Source organism: Parasedimentitalea maritima, from assembly GCF_005771405.1.
Taxonomy (GTDB): Bacteria; Pseudomonadota; Alphaproteobacteria; order Rhodobacterales; family Rhodobacteraceae; genus Parasedimentitalea; species Parasedimentitalea maritima.
Window position 1 is genome coordinate 226,586 of sequence record NZ_VAUA01000009.1, and the last position, 15,659, is coordinate 242,244.

A 15,659-nucleotide genomic window follows, 5' to 3' on the forward strand; every position below is an offset into this window, starting at 1 on the left:
ACAATATGACGATCAAAATACGTGCCGCAGTAGCCGGCCTCGCCTTGATGGGCACAGCCGTCTCGGCTCAGACAACAATCGAAATGACCACTGCTTTTGGCCAGAACCTGCCGATCCTCGGCACGGCCGCTGTGGATTTCACTGACCGGCTGAATGCGATTTCCAACGACGTTGAAATTGAACGTTATGATCCCGGTAAACTGGTGCCAACGCTGGAAGCCCTAGATGCGGTTGCCAACGGGTCGGTCGATGCGGCCTACGCCACAACAGGTTACTGGCAAGGCAAGCTCAATACAGCGTCTCTTTTTGCAGCGGTGCCATTTGGCCCGGAAGCTGGCGAATTCCTCGGCTGGATTCTTTATGATGACGGTGCCAAATATTGGCAGCAAATGTATGATGATGCTGGCTATAATGTGCACGCCATCCCTTGCGGCGTGATCGCGCCGGAAACCTCGGGTTGGTTTAAAAACGAGATCAACACCGTCGAAGACCTCAAAGGTCTGAACATGCGTTTCTTCGGCCTTGGGGCCAAAGTAATGGACAAACTTGGCGTTTCGACTTCGCTGCTGGCCGCGGGCGACATCTTCCCGGCATTGGAACGTGGCGCAATTGATGCGACTGAGTTTTCGATGCCCCGCATTGATGCCCGTCTTGGCTTCCACAAGATTGCCAAATTCAACTACTTCCCCGGTTGGCACCAGCCCTCGACCTTGTTTGAACTGCTGGTCAATGGTGACGTTTGGGCTGATCTGGACGAAACTCAGCAGGCTCAGATCGAAACCGCCTGTCTGGCTACAATCACCACCAACCTGGCCGAAGGTGAAGCCACCAACTATGCGGCAATGGTCGACAACGTTGAAAACAACGGCGTGACCATCAAGCGCTGGTCCCCTGAAATGCTGGATGCCTTTGAAGGCGCATGGACCGAAGTGGTCGGTGAGCTGTCTGCCGATGATCCATTCTTCCAGGAAGTATGGGCTGATCTGCAGGACTACCGCGAAGGGTATAAAACCTGGTCGACAATTTACCTGCCGCGCAACTAATCGCAGCACGTAGAACTATAAGATGGCGGCTGCCCAATGGTGGCCGCCATCGCATGAATAGGGGAAGAAAGTCATGACCGGGGCCAATATCGACGTCGAGCAAGTGCTCAAGATCACCGATCCAGGTGAATTGAACCGCTCGGAACATCTGTGGGGAGACAGACTTGTAATCAATTTGGGCAATGTAATTGCCTGGTTGTTCCCGATCCTGATAGTGGCGATCGTCACTCAGGTGATTATCCGCAAGATGGGCATGAACCAAGCTTGGCTCGACGATTTGCAGTGGTGGCTTTACGGCATCGCCATGCTTTCGGCTTTTGGCTATGCGATCACCACCGACAGCCATGTGCGGGTCGATATTTTTCACGCCAATTACAGCAAACGCAAACAGGCGCGGATTGAAGTGTTTGGACTGGGCTGGCTGCTATTGCCGTTCCTTTTGATCATGACAGACGTACTGATGCACTACGCGTTCTCGTCGATTGCTGCGCGCGAAGGCTCTGACAGCCCAAACGGACTACACGGACTCTTCCTTTTAAAATCCGCCCTGCCTCTTTTGTTTGCTGTGGCAATCATATCGACCATTGCGACACTGTCCCGCAATCTGGCCAAACTGAATACCCCGGCGCTTTGGCGGATGATCCTCGGTGGGCTACCAGGTTTCTGGTTTTTGGCCGAGCGCGCTACGCACTACGCCCTGTGGTGGATCGTGCATCTGTCCAACCCTGAGCTACCCATCCGCAAGGTCGCGCGTGAACCCATATTCGACGACACAGTCTGGTACGGCCTAGGCCTTATCACCATTATTGCCGCTATCAGCTTTGTGCTGAATCGCCGCGCCGACTCCGAGGCCTGAAATAAATGGAAATACTCTCTGCTATGGGCATGGTCATGGACCTGAACCAATGGTTGGTTCTGGCCATGTTCCTGACCTTCATCGTTATGCTGTTTCGCGGCATTCCGGTGGTTTACGCACTGGTTGGTGTCAGCCTGATCTTCTCTGTCTTTGCCTTTTTGGTGCTTGATCCCAACAAGAAGATGATCAACGAGTTCATAGACTTTCACCGCACCGGCATTTCGTATGTAAAACTGCACGCAAATGCTGGCCGTTTCTTCGGCGGCATCATCAAGAACCCGATCCTCGTTGCGTTGCCAATGTTCATCTATATGGGGTTAATGCTGGATCAGTCTGGCGTCGCGCAAAAGATGATGCGCTCAATGCAGGTGCTGTTTGGTGCTCTGAAAGGCGGGTTGGCACTGACTGTCATGTTAATCGGCATCATTCTGGCGGCCTCAACCGGAGTGATTGGTGCGTCAGTGGTCTTGCTGGGCGTCATGGGTATCCCCACCATGATGAACCAGAATTATGCAAAACCCATTGCGACTGGCACCATTGCTGCGTCGGGGACGCTGGGTATCCTTATTCCGCCGTCGATCATGCTGGTGATCATGTCGGATCAGCTGGCGATTTCACTGGGTGATCTATTCATGGGCGCCCTATTCCCCGGGCTTCTGCTTGGCGTGCTGTACATCGTTTACATCATCGTCTACGGCCTGATTTCACCCAGTTCGATGCCGGTGCCCGAAGACCGTGAACCGATCAGCATGAAAGTGGTTAGGGATGTAGCACTTTCAGTTGTGCCGCCCTTTGGCCTCATCATTGTTGTGCTTGGTTCAATCTTCTTTGGCCTGGCGACCCCGACCGAGGCATCAGGTCTTGGCGCGCTTGGCGCAACTCTGCTCGCATTGGCGTCGCGCAATCTGAATGGCAAAGTCTTCAAGGATGTGATGCGCCAGACGCTCAATACCTCAGGCTACATTGTTGGTATTTTCATCGCTGCTAACTTCTTCTCGTATATCCTTCGTCGTTTTGGTGGTGATGAGATCATTGAGAACATGGTGCTGGGAAGTTTTGATAACCCTTACATGGTTATTGCTTTCATTCTGTTCATCATCTTCCTGCTCGGGTTCTTGTTAGACTGGATCGAGATCACTCTGATTATTATGCCATTGATGCTGCCGGTTATTCAGAGTCTGAACATTCCGGTTGAGGGCTATGGTATCGTCGACAACCCTTCCGTTGTCTGGTTTGCCATCCTTGTGGCTGTGACATTGCAGACCTCTTTCCTGACGCCTCCGGTCGGTTTTGCACTGTTTTATCTCAAGGGCGTTTGCCCACCTGATATCAGCTTAAGCCACATCTATCGCGGCATTATCCCCTTTGTTTTGCTTCAGATACTGGGCCTTTTGATCGTGTTCTTCGTCCCGCAACTGACAACCTGGTTGCCAGCTGTTGCCTACGGAAACTAAATCGCCTTGCCAGAAGGCCGTATCTGGGCCTTCTGGCAAGGCTCCCAAAACACCCACGTAGTTTATTGTATCGCGCCTCCCTTACCTCAGGAAAAGGGCGCGGTGCATACATTCAAACCAAAGCCACAGCTCCGGTAATCTGACCACAGATTCAGGTATGTTTCCTATCCCTTGGAGGTCTTCAAACTCGAGATCAGGAGATGAAACTTCTCACCCTGTATGGCGACATGGCCGCGCAAGGCCTCGGTAGCCGCTTCAGAGTCTCCGGCTTGCAGTGCAGATACAATTGCGACGTGCTCGGCCATCGATTGAGCCATCCTACCTCGCACACGAAGCTGATGTCTGCGAAAGGGCTTCAGTCGGCGGTGCAAGCGCAGGGCTTCCTGCTCTAGGAAGCTGTTACCAGATTGTTTGTAAATGAAGTGATGAAAGTACTCGTTCTCACGATAGTAGTCATCCATGTCATTGTGGTCGATTGCTTGCTGGCACCGCTTGTTGGCTTCCAGCAGCACTTCGATCGCCTGATCTGAGATTCTAAGCGCAGCCAAGCGGCCACAAACACCTTCGATCTCAGCCATGGTTTCAAACATTTCCATCAACTCAACCGGGCCCGGTTGGCGCACAAAAACCCCACGCCGAGGGATTTGTTCCGCCATCCCAGAGGCAATCAAGCGTTGAAAGGCCTCCCGAAGCGGCGTGCGTGATACCCCAAACTGGGCCGCAAGTTTAACCTCATCCAAACGGTCCCCATCCTGAAATTCACCAGCAAAAACCAGCTCTTCCAGTTCATCAGCAATCAAATCAGCGCGTCGAATTTCCATAAGTGTTGGATACCAGACCCACAACATGCGCGCAAGATTGAGTTTCTTGTATACAAGATTGTTGACTTTGAATTCGAAACGGCCAACACTTCCCCAATTAACTCAGAGCGTGAACAACTGAGCATCCAGGGAGGATAACATGAAAACGAATTTGCTTACCGCGGCGGCAACCGCTGCAGTGCTGGCCCTATCCGGCGCGGCCAGCGCAACGGAACTCCGGCTGTCCCATCAATGGTCCAATAAAGACATCCGTCACCAAGTCGCGCAGATCGTTGCAGATGAAGTTGCCGCAGCGGATGTTGATCTGGACATCAAGATTTTTGGCTCCAAGTCCCTGTTCAAACCCCGCGAGCAATACAAACCGCTCAGCCGTGGCCAGCTGGATATGACCGTTCTGCCGCTCAGCTATGCTGGTGGCCAGCAGCCCGCATATAACCTGACCCTGATGCCCGGCCTGGTGAAAAACCACGACCACGCCGCTCGCCTGTCCAGCTCTCCGTTTATGGAAGCGCTCGAAGCCAAGATGGCCGATGATGATGTGATGGTGCTGGTCCATGGTTACCTGGCCGGTGGCTTTGCGGGCAAAGACAAATGCATCACTAGCCCAGACGACGTAAAAGGCCTGCAGACACGCGCTGCTGGTAAATCGTTTGAGCAGATGCTGGCTGGTGCAGGCGCCTCGATTGCTTCGATGGCCTCGTCCGAGATTTATAACGCCATGCAGACTGGTGTTCTGAGCGCCGCCAATACTTCGTCCTCGTCCTTTGTTTCCTATCGCATCTATGAACAGGTCAGCTGTTATACCCCTGCTGGCGACGTGGCCCTGTGGTTCATGTATCAGCCGCTGCTGATGAACAAATCCACTTTTGACGGTCTGACCGAAGCACAGCAAGCTGCCATTCTGGCAGGTGCAGCCAAGGCTGAGGCGTTCTATCTGGAAGAAGCTAAGAAGCAGGATGCTGCATCGGTTACAGCTTACGAAGAGGCCGGTGTCGAGATCGCTGAAATGACTGCTGAAGACTTTGCTGCATGGCGCGCCATTGCGCAGGAAACCTCGTACAAGAAGTTTGTCGAGGAAGTCCCAGACGGACAGGCCCTGCTGGACCTGGCGCTCGCTGTCGAGTGATAAAAATCGGGCGTTGCATGTCATGCAGCGTCCATTCCAAACGACCCCCGAATATCAAAGGAAGACGGAATGGCTGGCCATAGCTCAGCCGCTATAGCGCACGCAGGGAACAATCCGTTCCTGCGCGCTGTGGCTGCTATTTCAACACTCGCCGGGTGGATCTCGGCGGCAATGATTGTCACCGCCGTGGCCATCACCTGCCAAATGATCTTTGTCCGCTTTGTCCTGAACGGCTCAACCGTTTGGCAGACCGAAGCGGTGATCTATCTGGTGATCTCAGCCACTCTTGTTGGCCTGCCTTACGTGCAACGCCTGCGTGGCCATGTGAATGTGGATCTGATCCCGCTTATGCTGCCCAAACCGGCCCGCAAGGCCCTTGCCATCCTGACCCTGACCGCATCAATCGTGATTGTCGCAATCATGCTCTGGTACGGCTATGAATATTGGCACTTTGCCTGGGCGCGTGGCTGGCGCTCTGACACCATCTGGGGCGTTCGCCTGTGGATCCCCTATTTGTCACTGCCGGTTGGCTTTGCCCTGTTTCTGTTGCAACTGATCGCCGATCTGGTCGCTGTTCTTCTCAAAATCGATCAACCCTTTGGTCTGGAGGATCGCTGAATGGATCCGCTGTTTTTAGGCGCCATTGTCGCCGTTGCCACCATTCTGGTTTTGTTTTCCGGCGTCTCTGTTGCCCTAGGTTTGCTGATTGTCTCCGGCGGGTTCCTGGTGATTTTCGATGGCATGCGCTCGTTGGAATTGATGCCGGAAATTCTATTCGGCAAGCTGGATAACTTCGCTCTACTGTCGATCCCGATGTTCATCATCATGGGCTCCAGCATTTCCTCAACCCGGGCAGGCGCCGACCTGTACGAAGCACTGGAACGCTGGCTCACACGTGTTCCGGGTGGGTTGGTCATCTCCAACCTTGGTGCCTGCGCCTTGTTCGCTGCGATGTCCGGTTCCAGCCCGGCAACCTGTGCAGCCATTGGCAAGATGGGCATCCCCGAAATGCGCAAACGCGGCTACCCTGATGGCGTTGCTGCCGGCTCTATTGCCGCTGGCGGCACGCTGGGCATCTTGATCCCGCCCTCGGTCACCATGATTGTCTATGGCATTGCCACTGAAACCTCGATTGGCCGCCTGTTTCTGGCCGGCGTGCTTCCGGGTCTGCTGCTAGTCGGGCTGTTCATGGCCTGGTCACTGTATTCAACCTGGAAATCCGGTGACACCAACCTGCTGAACGCCCGCAGCTATACCTGGAAAGAACGCTTCGAAGTCCTGCCTCGGGTGGTGCCCTTTCTGGCGATCATTCTGGGTGTGCTCTATGCCATGTATGGTGGCATCGCCACGCCGTCAGAAACCGCCGCTGTCGGTGCCCTGCTGTGCCTGATCATTGCCGTCGTGATCTACAAGCTCTGGCATCCGCGCGATCTGTGGGTGGTCTTACGTGACAGCACCAAGGAAAGCGTGATGATCCTGTTCATTATCGCTGCCGCTGGCGTGTTTTCCTACATGTTGTCCAGCCTCTACATCACCCAATCCATCGCCGAATGGATTGGCACTTTGGATGTGAACCGCTGGGTGCTCATGGGCGCAGTCAACGTTTTCCTGCTGATCGCCGGGTTCTTTTTGCCGCCCGTAGCGGTGATCCTGATGGCGGCACCGATCCTGCTGCCCATCATCATCACAGCTGGTTTTGACCCCATTTGGTTTGCGGTGATCTTGACCATCAACATGGAGATCGGCCTGATCTCCCCTCCAGTAGGTCTGAACCTCTATGTGATCAGCGGCATCGCACCGGACATCCAACTAAAAACCATCCTCTTAGGGTCCCTACCCTTTGTGGCTTGTATGGTGGTGGCGATTGTCCTTCTGTGCCTGTTCCCCGGTCTTGCAACCTGGTTGCCAGACGCCGTTATGGGGGCACGGCAGTGAGCTTTCTTGCCGATCTTCTGACCACGGTTTTTGAGCGCCGCTATCGCGGTGCCTCAGAGCCGGATCACCAACGACGCACGATCGAGGAACTGTGCACCGACTTACTGAGCAGTTCAGGCGAGGTTTCAGGCATGGTCCTTGCCCGGCATATTCTGGACAGCTATGGGGCAATGGATGAGGACGGCAAAAAGGCTTTCTTTGACTTCCTGACCACACAATTGGGCATCGACCCCAACCAAGTCAAAAGCGCCCTTGAAGCTTATGCGCTTGAGGCGTCCAAATCCAACTACCGTCAGTTCATGGAAGCATCAGAACCCCAAAGACAAGAATTGGCCCGTCGGCTCAATCAGGTTCCCGGCGCGACCAAGCAACTGGTAGAGATGCGCAGGGATTTACTGAAACTGGCCCGCAAGCACCCCGAACTGGCTGTGGTTGATCTGGACCTGCGCCATCTGTTCGCCTCGTGGTTCAATCGCGGATTTCTGGTCCTGCGCCCGATCAGCTGGGAAAGCCCGGCCGATATTCTGGACAAGATCATCGCCTATGAGGCTGTGCACGCCATAGACAGCTGGGATGACCTGCGCCGCCGATTGCAACCAGCAGACCGACGATGTTTTGGTTTCTTCCACCCTGCCATGCCAGACGACCCCCTGATCTTTGTCGAGGTAGCCCTGACCCAAGGCATTCCTGGTTCGGTCCAAGGCCTACTGGCTGACGAGCGTGACAATATCGCCGCCGAGGACGCCGACACCGCCGTTTTCTACTCAATTTCCAACTGTCAGGCCGGTTTGGCGGGGATTTCATTTGGCAACTCGCTGATCAAACAAGTGGTCTCCGATCTGTCGCGCGAACTGCCCAATCTAAAAACCTTCGTCACCTTGTCCCCGATCCCCAGCCTCAACCGCTGGCTGGATGAGACCGGCGGGCAAACCGGCCCCCTGCCCGAAGACCAACAACGCCAGATCGCCGCACATTACCTACTGAACGCCAAACGCGCTGACGGTACCCCCTATGATCCGGTTGCCCGCTTCCACCTGGGCAATGGCGCCCTTGTCCATGCCGTACACTCCGGCGCAGACCTATCGGAAAACGGCCTCGCACAATCCGGTGGCACAATGGTCAATTACCTGTATGACCTGCCCCTAATTTCTCAGAACCACGAACGTTTTGCCTCAGCACAAGACGTTGTCGCCTCCCCCGAAGTCACCGCGCTAAGCGCGGCAGCCGAACAAAAAGACACATGAGGACCATAAGATGACCAACCCTCTCTACGACACTCTCTTTGGTCGCTATGCCGGGAAGACAACGCCATTTCTGCACCTTCCAGATGGCAGCACAATTACTCATGACGACTTTCTGAGCATGGCTGCGCGCTATGCCCATGTGTTCCGCAATGCCGGGGTCGAGCCGGGTGACCGACTGGCTGTTCAGATCGAAAAATCCCCTCAGGCGCTGGCAATCTATGCCGCCTGTGTTCAGTCAGGAATTGTCTTTCTACCCTTGAACACCGCCTACACCGCAAACGAGGTTTCGTATTTCGTTGAAAACAGCGGTGCCAAACTTTTGGTCTGTGACAGTGCCAACGAGACCAGATTGGCACCTATCGCACAGGCCGCCGGGGCGCTGCTGGAAACACTGAACGCGGACGGTGCTGGCTCACTCAGCACGCAAGCCGCAGCCCTGCCCAGTAGTTTCCCCACAGTCTCGCGCACTCACGATGACCTAGCGGCCTTTCTCTATACCTCTGGCACCACTGGTCGCTCAAAGGGCGCCATGCTCAGCCAGCAGAACCTGCTATCCAACGCTGAGACCCTGGTGGACTACTGGAAATTTACTGATCAAGACGTGCTGCTGCACGCCTTGCCGATTTTCCACACACATGGGCTATTTGTTGCCTCAAACATAACCCTGCTGGCCGGTGGATCGATGATCTTCATGGGGAAATTCAACCCAGATCAAATTATCGAAAACATGCCCCGTGCCACATCGATGATGGGGGTTCCCACCTTCTATACCCGCCTGCTCGACGACACCCGGTTTACCAAGGCCCTAACCCAACACATGCGTCTGTTCATCTCGGGAAGCGCACCCCTTCTTGCAGATACCCACATACAATTTGAAAACCGCACAGGTCATCGCATTTTGGAACGGTATGGCATGACAGAAACCAATATGAACACGTCAAATCCCTATGATGGCGAGCGGCGCGCCGGAACAGTTGGATTTCCGCTTCCAGGTGTTGATCTAAAAATTACAAATGCAGAAACAGGCGACACCTTGCCAGCTGGAGAGATCGGTCAGATCGAAGTCCGCGGACCAAATGTCTTCCAAGGCTACTGGCAAATGCCCGAGAAGACCTCTGAAGAGTTGCGAGAAGACGGTTTTTTCATCACTGGCGATCTGGGCGTGATCGACGATCAAGGCTACGTGCAGATTGTTGGCCGTAATAAGGATCTCATCATTTCTGGCGGTTACAACATTTACCCTAAAGAGGTTGAATTGGTTCTGGATGATCAGCCCGGTGTTCTGGAAAGCGCTGTTGTTGGCGTGCCCCATCCGGATTTTGGCGAGTCCGTGGTTGGTTTTCTGGTTGCCTCAGATGAAGCTGAGCCCGATCTCGACGCCATCAACCGCACCGTCGGAGATTCTTTGGCGCGCTTCAAGCACCCGAAGAAATTGATAGTCCTGCCCAATCTGCCCAGGAACACGATGGGGAAGGTGCAGAAAAATCTGTTGCGAGAACAATATGGTGAGCTGTTTTCTCAGCAATAATTCTATCTTGAAAATTTGAGAGGCTCCTTCGGTTTTGGCGACGTAACCGCTCTCGCTGCAGATCACAACTGACGCGCATCGGTGCAATGATGGGCGATCACATCGCCAAGGCCGAGCTATGCCGCATCGCAAACCGCGAGGACCAGATTATCCATGTGCATAGAGGCACGCGGTTCAAGGTGATGACCATTGCGGTCATCCGCTGTACTGGCCAACTATCCAACGTCGTCTAGCCAAATAACTTGGAAAGTTTGTCTCTACTTCTTTTTCAGATGCCCTTTATCTGCTTTCACAAAGCCACGCTGCACCCTAAACATCCTTATCTTCGCTAGTCCGGGTAAAATCATGGCGCAAAAAGCCACTATATATAAAGTCGAGCTTTCCGTTTCAGATATGGATCGTCACTACTATGAGACCCATAAACTGACCGTTGCGAAGCATCCCTCAGAAACAGACGAACGGCTGATGGTCCGTATTCTCGCGTTTGCACTGAATGCCCATGAGCATCTGGAGCTCACCAAGGGTCTTTCAACGGACGACGAACCAGACATTTGGCGGAAAAGCCTAAGTGACGAACTAGAGTTGTGGGTGGCGTTGGGGCTTCCGAGTGAGAAGGTAATTCGGCAATCGTGCGGCAAAGCCAACGACGTGATTGTCTATAGTTACGGCGGCAGGACCGCTGAGATGTGGTGGGAGAAGATAAAAAACAGCACCACTCGGTTTGATAATCTTAAGGTTCTCAACTTTTCAGCGGCAGAGACCCGAGAACTGGAGCAACTCGCAAATCGCTCAATGAAGCTGCAGGTTAATATCCAGGACGGTGAGGTGATGGTCAGTATTGACGATAGTATCGTTTACATAACCCCTGCCAAATGGAAAATACAAACCACTGATCGTTAATTCACCCAGTCGTTTTTCTCTCGATGCCAAGGGTGATTCTACCTGTGTAGACCAGGCCCTCATCTGTGTCGTAGCGGAAGACGGTGAAAAGGACGATGACGTTACGGTATCGCTTAAATGGCTATAGTCGAACACTGGCCATCTGCCATAAAAACTCGATCCAAAAACCTGTTGCCGTTCGTTGGCGTTACGGACAGTTGCGCAATTCGGTATACGCTGCCTCACGGTGAAGCTCATCGATGCGTCCCGCTGTCATTTTTTAGCGCGTTCACCGCAACAGTTGCTCGTAAGAGATCGAAACTAGGCCGCGGCAGCGCCACCAAGCAGGTCCTGAACACCCATGACGTTTTGAAAGAAAATTGCGAGTTCCTCGAAGCCATCCAGCGGCAAGACATGAGCGATATACTGGTCAGGACGGATAATCAGTAAAGCTCCTGACGTCCGGTCGATCCCGCGAAGGTCAAAAATGTCGGGAACCTGCTTAAGATCGGGGCAGAATGCCTTTTCGTAATCAGTTAGATGGTGGACCCCTTTGGAAGGTAGAAGCAGCTTTGGGAGTGTTTCTAGAGCCATAACTTGATGCGATAGCTGGAACACGGCACGCAGATCAAAGACACTGTCGATGTCGGCCCTGTCAGGCGTAAATCGTGTGATTGGACTGTCGGCATCGTTGGTCAAAAAATCACAAAGCTGAGCAATCCCACCACCAGATTGACCGCTATCCCCTGCCGCCGCCAAGGCGATTAGCCGCCATCTCCCATCAGCCTTGAGCGTATGGCCAAGCTGCATTGGCTTACCGTCACCCAGACGGATCACTGGGGCGGAGTGAAAGCGCATTCCAACTTTGAAACCCGTTGCCAGTGTCTGATACTTTTCAGTCGCCGTGATGAGAGAGGTTTCATATCTCGTCTCAACTCCAGCAGTGTACCGCCCATGCTTCTCGAAAAAGTGCTGAAATTGGGCAGCCTCTGCCGCGTCTTTGGGTTTGGTACTAAAAAGGCGCGCCATGTCCTTGTCGAAGTCAATCAATTCCTTAGCTTTGGCGCGTCGTTCTTGCGAATAGGTGTGCAGTAAAGCTGGGTCTGCCTGGCCCCGCAGAACCGAAGCCAGCTTCCATCCCAAATTGAACGTGTCAGCCATCGACACATTCATACCTTGGCCAGCCTTTGGGCTGTGGGTATGGCACGCATCACCGGCGATGAAGATATGTGGGTTGCGGGTCCCCCGCTCCGCGTCAGGGACATCGTCAAAGGAGTCGCAAACTCTTTGGGCTATTTCGTAAGCAGACCACCAGGCAACTTCCTTCACATCCAGCAAATACGGAGCAAAGATAGCGCGCGCTTTTTCGATCAGCATTTCAGATGATACGTTTCTGTCAGAGGCACGTTCATCGCCGTGCAGTTCGTCCAGTTCAATATACATCCGAACCATGTAGCCGCCTTCGCGCGGAATAATCAGGATGCTGCCTTGATCTGCCGACTGCATGGCTGTTTTCAACCGGATATCCGGGAAATCTGTGATGGCCAGTACATCCATTACACCCCAAAGCTGCCTCGCAGAGGTCCCTTTAAGTTCATGGTCGACCGACTTGCGCACAATGCTACGTGCGCCATCACAGCCAACAACGTAACGTGCGCGGACGCTTTCCGTCTCTCGGTCGCCATCAAGGCATCTGAACTTGGCGGTGACTGGATAGTCCGCGTCGTCAGATTTGGTCAGTTCAAACAGTTCGCGATTGTAATCTGGTGTCAGGCGATGCGGGCTGTTGCGCATGACCTCCAGATGAAAATCATGTACTCTAGCTTGGTTGAGGATAACATGCGGCATTTCTGACAGATCATCTGCGACGTCCTGTATTCGATCTGCCCGCTGAAGACCCGAACCATCGTCTCCCGGGCGCCAGAAAGCGACCTCATTGACCCAGTAGCCCTCCTTTGTCACCTTTTCCGCAAACCCAAAGGCTTGAAACATCTCAATTGACCGGCAAGCGATGCCATCGGCCTGGCCGATTTCGAGCGGTCCCGATTTGCGCTCTGTGATCCGAGTGGTGATCTCGGGGAATGCAGACAACTGCGCAGCAAGTGTCAGCCCAGCTGGACCACACCCAACGATTAAAACGTCAACGGTTTCTGGACTATTAGGTGTTACTTCCAGCGCCTTCGCGACAAAGGGACCGCCGGGTTGAAAGCCATTCAGATGAAATTGCATATTGGGCCGTCCGAATTAGGTAGTATGCACATCAAATAGCAGATACTTCAACCCGATGTCAATATAGTATGCATACATACCTTATTGACCAGAAGGCAATTGCCTTCAGCTGCTTATCAAATGTCAGCTAAACGTTTGTTGAATTGGACGGACGTTGTCATCAAAGGGCACATGCCGTCGCTGAAAATGTGAACCCTCGACGTGCACAGGCTCGCTGATCCTATCCATCCGAAAATACCGGAAATCTTGGCGAGAAGGATCCCAGGCGACCAAATACCAAAGTGGTGGCAAGATCAGCATAGCTTGCGGTTCAACATGCCGCATGGTCTCAACTCCGTTTGCGTCACGATACTGGAAACGCAAGTATAGCCGGTTGAGAAAAGCAGGCTCAAATGCGGGGAGGAGCGCCGGATCCATCATTCCCATATCCGATATGTCGACCTGCGGTGCCAATGTCCCGACGTACAAGCTGTCCAAAAAGCGACGCAGGTCTCGGACCTTGTCCGAAGGCAAGGCCTTCTCAATCTTGGCAAGCCCGGCGTCGGCAAGTCCAGAAAATGGTAGATTCCCGGCCGCGCGCATGCTTGCAACACTGATCAAAAGCGCAAATACTTCGGCCACCGAAAGGCGCGGAGTGGTCTGAACAGACTGTGGGTCGAGATACAAGCCGCCCCCTCGGCCCGGTTCAGAATGAATGACATAACCTTCATCCCGCAGCGCTGCGATATCACGCAGTACAGTGCGCCGAGAAGCGCCAACATCACGCCCAAGTTCCGCAACGGTTGAAGTCCCATTGCGGCGAAGGTTGCGAACGATGGCGTCTTGTCGGGTACGAATATTCATTTCAGCAAACTACCATTCAAAGATGTCAAATTTTGGCACCATTAGACTTTAGGCAGCCTTCAAACGTACCAACAAGGAGAAACTGCTATGTTTAACCCCGCCGAATTCCCTACGCCTACTCTTGTTTCAGTGAACGGTGTTGAGCTTGAAGTTTTTGAGACCGGGCAGGAAAATGCAGGAAATCCAATTGTGCTTTGTCATGGCTGGCCAGAGCATGCTTTTTCCTGGCGGTATCAGATGCCAGCCCTAGCTGCTGCGGGCTATCATGTCATTGTCCCAAACCAACGGGGGTATGGCAACTCATCCCGCCCGGTCGACGTTGCGGACTATAGCATTGATCTGTTGTCGGGCGACCTCATCGCACTTCTTGATCACTATGGATACGAAGATGCCACTTTCGTCGGCCATGATTGGGGCGCAAATGTGGTCTGGGGGCTAACACTGTTGCACCCAAACCGGGTTAAGAAAATCATCAATCTGGCGCTACCCTATCAAGCGCGCACAGAAAAACCCTGGATTTCATTTATGGAGGAGTTTCTGGGAAGCGACAATTACTTCGTTCATTTCAACCGACAGCCGGGCGTTGCCGACGCTGTGTTAGACGAAAAGACATCCCAGTTTCTTCGCAACATGTTTCGCAAGAACGTACCTCCTTCACCGCCAGAACCCGGCATGATGATGATTAATCTCGCTCGAGCAGAAGTGCCGCAAGGCGATCCCTTGATGAGTTACGACGAACTGGCCGTATTCGTCTCTGCCTTTGAGGGAACAGGGTTTATGAGCAGTATCAACTGGTACAGGAACCTCGATTGCAATTGGCAGATTTTAGCAGACGTTGACCCGATAATTCAAAAGCCTGCGCTTATGATCTACGGTGATCGTGATGTGATCCCGAAGTCCGAAAACCTATCGGATTTTGTACCCAAAGTTGACGTAATCAGCCTTGATTGCGGCCATTGGATCCAACAGGAAATGCCTGATGAAACGACCCGCACAATGTTGCAATGGTTGGAACACGATAGCGCTGAATAAGTCCATCAGGTCCATTTTGAACAGCCCTCCGGCTTGATCGGGGCGCGCGTCGAACAGGTCAGAGTACGCAATGGCACTGGGCACTGTCTCATTGCTGTTGCTAACACCAGCGGGCTTCACGCGCCAAGAAGAATTTGCCAACTGGATCGTGGCCAACAATGGGACATATGAACTTTGGGTCGACCATTGCAGGAAGGACGCTGAACGAGCCGGTTTGTCTTGATCTGAAACCGCCGGCCTTTGGTTCATCAGGCCTGTCCTCGCTCGCTCTACCTTTGTTGATCCCTACCCTAGCGAATGGCGGGATGAAGCTTCACTCCGACTTCACCCCCTTATGGTTCTAGGTAGTTTTCCAGCGGGCGGTGGTGAACGCGGAAAGCCCCGCTGTTGCGGGGTGTATGGTGTTGAACTGTCAGCATTTTTGGTTTCTGGCGTATGATTTGACCCTACGACCTTCAGGTTATGAGCCTGATGAGGTGAGGACATTTAGCAATTGATCCGGGGGATCAATTGTAGTCCGAACGGTCTGTTTGAATTTATTCGACCTGGTTGCGGGAGTAGGATTTGAACCTACGACCTTCAGGTTATGAGCCTGACGAGCTACCGGGCTGCTCCATCCCGCGACAGTTTTGGTTGTCCTACCGCCCGGAGGGCTACTTGAGGACGTTT

General features: G+C 53.4%; 14 protein-coding genes and 1 tRNA gene. 11 read left to right on the forward strand and 4 right to left on the reverse strand.

Going from position 1 to position 15,659, the window contains the following annotated elements; all coding sequences use genetic code 11:
- Positions 1-5 precede the first annotated feature (5 nt).
- The 3 genes from FEE96_RS17770 to FEE96_RS17780 all read left to right on the forward strand — a co-directional run bounded on the left by FEE96_RS17770 (position 6) and on the right by FEE96_RS17780 (position 3,353).
- Positions 6-1,043, forward strand: a complete 1,038-nt coding sequence (locus FEE96_RS17770; protein ID WP_138164462.1) for a TRAP transporter substrate-binding protein — start codon at positions 6-8, stop codon at positions 1,041-1,043.
- Positions 1,044-1,116: 73 nt separating this feature from the next.
- Positions 1,117-1,899 (forward strand): TRAP transporter small permease subunit, encoded by a 783-nt coding sequence (locus tag FEE96_RS17775; RefSeq protein WP_138164463.1) that lies wholly within the window; start codon positions 1,117-1,119, stop codon positions 1,897-1,899.
- Between the two features lie 5 nt (positions 1,900-1,904).
- Positions 1,905-3,353: a TRAP transporter large permease gene (locus FEE96_RS17780; RefSeq protein ID WP_171021749.1), complete on the forward strand. Its 1,449-nt coding sequence runs from the start codon at positions 1,905-1,907 to the stop codon at positions 3,351-3,353.
- A gap of 164 nt (positions 3,354-3,517) precedes the next feature.
- Here the strand turns inward: FEE96_RS17780 and FEE96_RS17785 are convergent, their stop codons facing one another.
- The gene (locus FEE96_RS17785) at positions 3,518-4,174 is read right to left on the reverse strand and encodes a GntR family transcriptional regulator (protein ID WP_138164464.1); all 657 of its coding nucleotides are present in this window, start codon (positions 4,172-4,174) and stop codon (positions 3,518-3,520) included.
- 139 nt (positions 4,175-4,313) lie between these two features.
- On the opposite strand from FEE96_RS17785, the gene dctP reads away from it, so the two are divergent.
- The 7 genes from dctP (at position 4,314) to FEE96_RS17815 (ending at position 10,907) form a co-directional block, all read left to right on the forward strand.
- On the forward strand, positions 4,314-5,300 hold the full coding sequence (gene dctP, locus FEE96_RS17790) for a TRAP transporter substrate-binding protein DctP (RefSeq protein ID WP_138164465.1): 987 nt from the start codon (positions 4,314-4,316) through the stop codon (positions 5,298-5,300).
- Positions 5,301-5,369: 69 nt separating this feature from the next.
- Positions 5,370-5,918, forward strand: a complete 549-nt coding sequence (locus tag FEE96_RS17795; RefSeq protein ID WP_138164466.1) for a TRAP transporter small permease — start codon at positions 5,370-5,372, stop codon at positions 5,916-5,918.
- On the forward strand, positions 5,919-7,235 hold the full coding sequence (locus tag FEE96_RS17800; RefSeq protein ID WP_138164467.1) for a TRAP transporter large permease: 1,317 nt from the start codon (positions 5,919-5,921) through the stop codon (positions 7,233-7,235).
- Positions 7,232-8,479, forward strand: a complete 1,248-nt coding sequence (locus tag FEE96_RS17805) for a malonyl-CoA decarboxylase (RefSeq protein ID WP_138164468.1) — start codon at positions 7,232-7,234, stop codon at positions 8,477-8,479. Before FEE96_RS17800 ends, FEE96_RS17805 begins: the two co-directional genes overlap by 4 nt.
- Before the next feature lie 10 nt (positions 8,480-8,489).
- Positions 8,490-10,007 (forward strand): malonate--CoA ligase, encoded by a 1,518-nt coding sequence (locus FEE96_RS17810; protein ID WP_138164469.1) that lies wholly within the window; start codon positions 8,490-8,492, stop codon positions 10,005-10,007.
- Between the two features lie 89 nt (positions 10,008-10,096).
- Positions 10,097-10,240, forward strand: coding sequence for a hypothetical protein (locus FEE96_RS23560; RefSeq protein WP_171021750.1), 144 nt, complete (start codon positions 10,097-10,099; stop codon positions 10,238-10,240).
- A 112-nt stretch (positions 10,241-10,352) separates the two neighbouring features.
- Complete coding sequence (locus FEE96_RS17815) at positions 10,353-10,907, forward strand: YaeQ family protein (protein WP_138164470.1); 555 nt, start codon at positions 10,353-10,355, stop codon at positions 10,905-10,907.
- A 300-nt stretch (positions 10,908-11,207) separates the two neighbouring features.
- On the opposite strand, the gene FEE96_RS17820 is transcribed toward FEE96_RS17815, so the two are convergent.
- Complete coding sequence (locus FEE96_RS17820; protein WP_138164471.1) at positions 11,208-13,115, reverse strand: FAD-dependent monooxygenase; 1,908 nt, start codon at positions 13,113-13,115, stop codon at positions 11,208-11,210.
- Between the two features lie 123 nt (positions 13,116-13,238).
- Positions 13,239-13,958: a helix-turn-helix transcriptional regulator gene (locus tag FEE96_RS17825; RefSeq protein ID WP_138164472.1), complete on the reverse strand. Its 720-nt coding sequence runs from the start codon at positions 13,956-13,958 to the stop codon at positions 13,239-13,241.
- Between the two features lie 87 nt (positions 13,959-14,045).
- Here FEE96_RS17825 and FEE96_RS17830 point away from each other — a divergent pair, with 87 nt between their 5' ends.
- The gene (locus FEE96_RS17830; RefSeq protein WP_138164473.1) at positions 14,046-14,990 is read left to right on the forward strand and encodes an alpha/beta fold hydrolase; all 945 of its coding nucleotides are present in this window, start codon (positions 14,046-14,048) and stop codon (positions 14,988-14,990) included.
- 546 nt (positions 14,991-15,536) lie between these two features.
- Here the strand turns inward: FEE96_RS17830 and FEE96_RS17835 are convergent.
- Positions 15,537-15,613: transfer RNA gene (locus FEE96_RS17835), tRNA-Met, on the reverse strand.
- Between the last annotated feature and the right edge of the window lie 46 nt (positions 15,614-15,659).

Coding starts and splice junctions, on each gene's coding strand:
- FEE96_RS17770 (WP_138164462.1), top strand. CDS start 6: ATGACGATCAAAATACGTGCCGCAGTAGCCGGCCTCGCCTTGATGGGC.
- FEE96_RS17785 (WP_138164464.1), bottom strand. CDS start 4,174: ATGGAAATTCGACGCGCTGATTTGATTGCTGATGAACTGGAAGAGCTG.
- FEE96_RS17825 (WP_138164472.1), bottom strand. CDS start 13,958: ATGAATATTCGTACCCGACAAGACGCCATCGTTCGCAACCTTCGCCGC.
- FEE96_RS17780 (WP_171021749.1), top strand. CDS start 1,905: ATGGAAATACTCTCTGCTATGGGCATGGTCATGGACCTGAACCAATGG.
- FEE96_RS17830 (WP_138164473.1), top strand. CDS start 14,046: ATGTTTAACCCCGCCGAATTCCCTACGCCTACTCTTGTTTCAGTGAAC.
- FEE96_RS17810 (WP_138164469.1), top strand. CDS start 8,490: ATGACCAACCCTCTCTACGACACTCTCTTTGGTCGCTATGCCGGGAAG.
- FEE96_RS23560 (WP_171021750.1), top strand. CDS start 10,097: ATGGGCGATCACATCGCCAAGGCCGAGCTATGCCGCATCGCAAACCGC.
- dctP (WP_138164465.1), top strand. CDS start 4,314: ATGAAAACGAATTTGCTTACCGCGGCGGCAACCGCTGCAGTGCTGGCC.
- FEE96_RS17795 (WP_138164466.1), top strand. CDS start 5,370: ATGGCTGGCCATAGCTCAGCCGCTATAGCGCACGCAGGGAACAATCCG.
- FEE96_RS17820 (WP_138164471.1), bottom strand. CDS start 13,115: ATGCAATTTCATCTGAATGGCTTTCAACCCGGCGGTCCCTTTGTCGCG.
- FEE96_RS17815 (WP_138164470.1), top strand. CDS start 10,353: ATGGCGCAAAAAGCCACTATATATAAAGTCGAGCTTTCCGTTTCAGAT.
- FEE96_RS17800 (WP_138164467.1), top strand. CDS start 5,919: ATGGATCCGCTGTTTTTAGGCGCCATTGTCGCCGTTGCCACCATTCTG.
- FEE96_RS17775 (WP_138164463.1), top strand. CDS start 1,117: ATGACCGGGGCCAATATCGACGTCGAGCAAGTGCTCAAGATCACCGAT.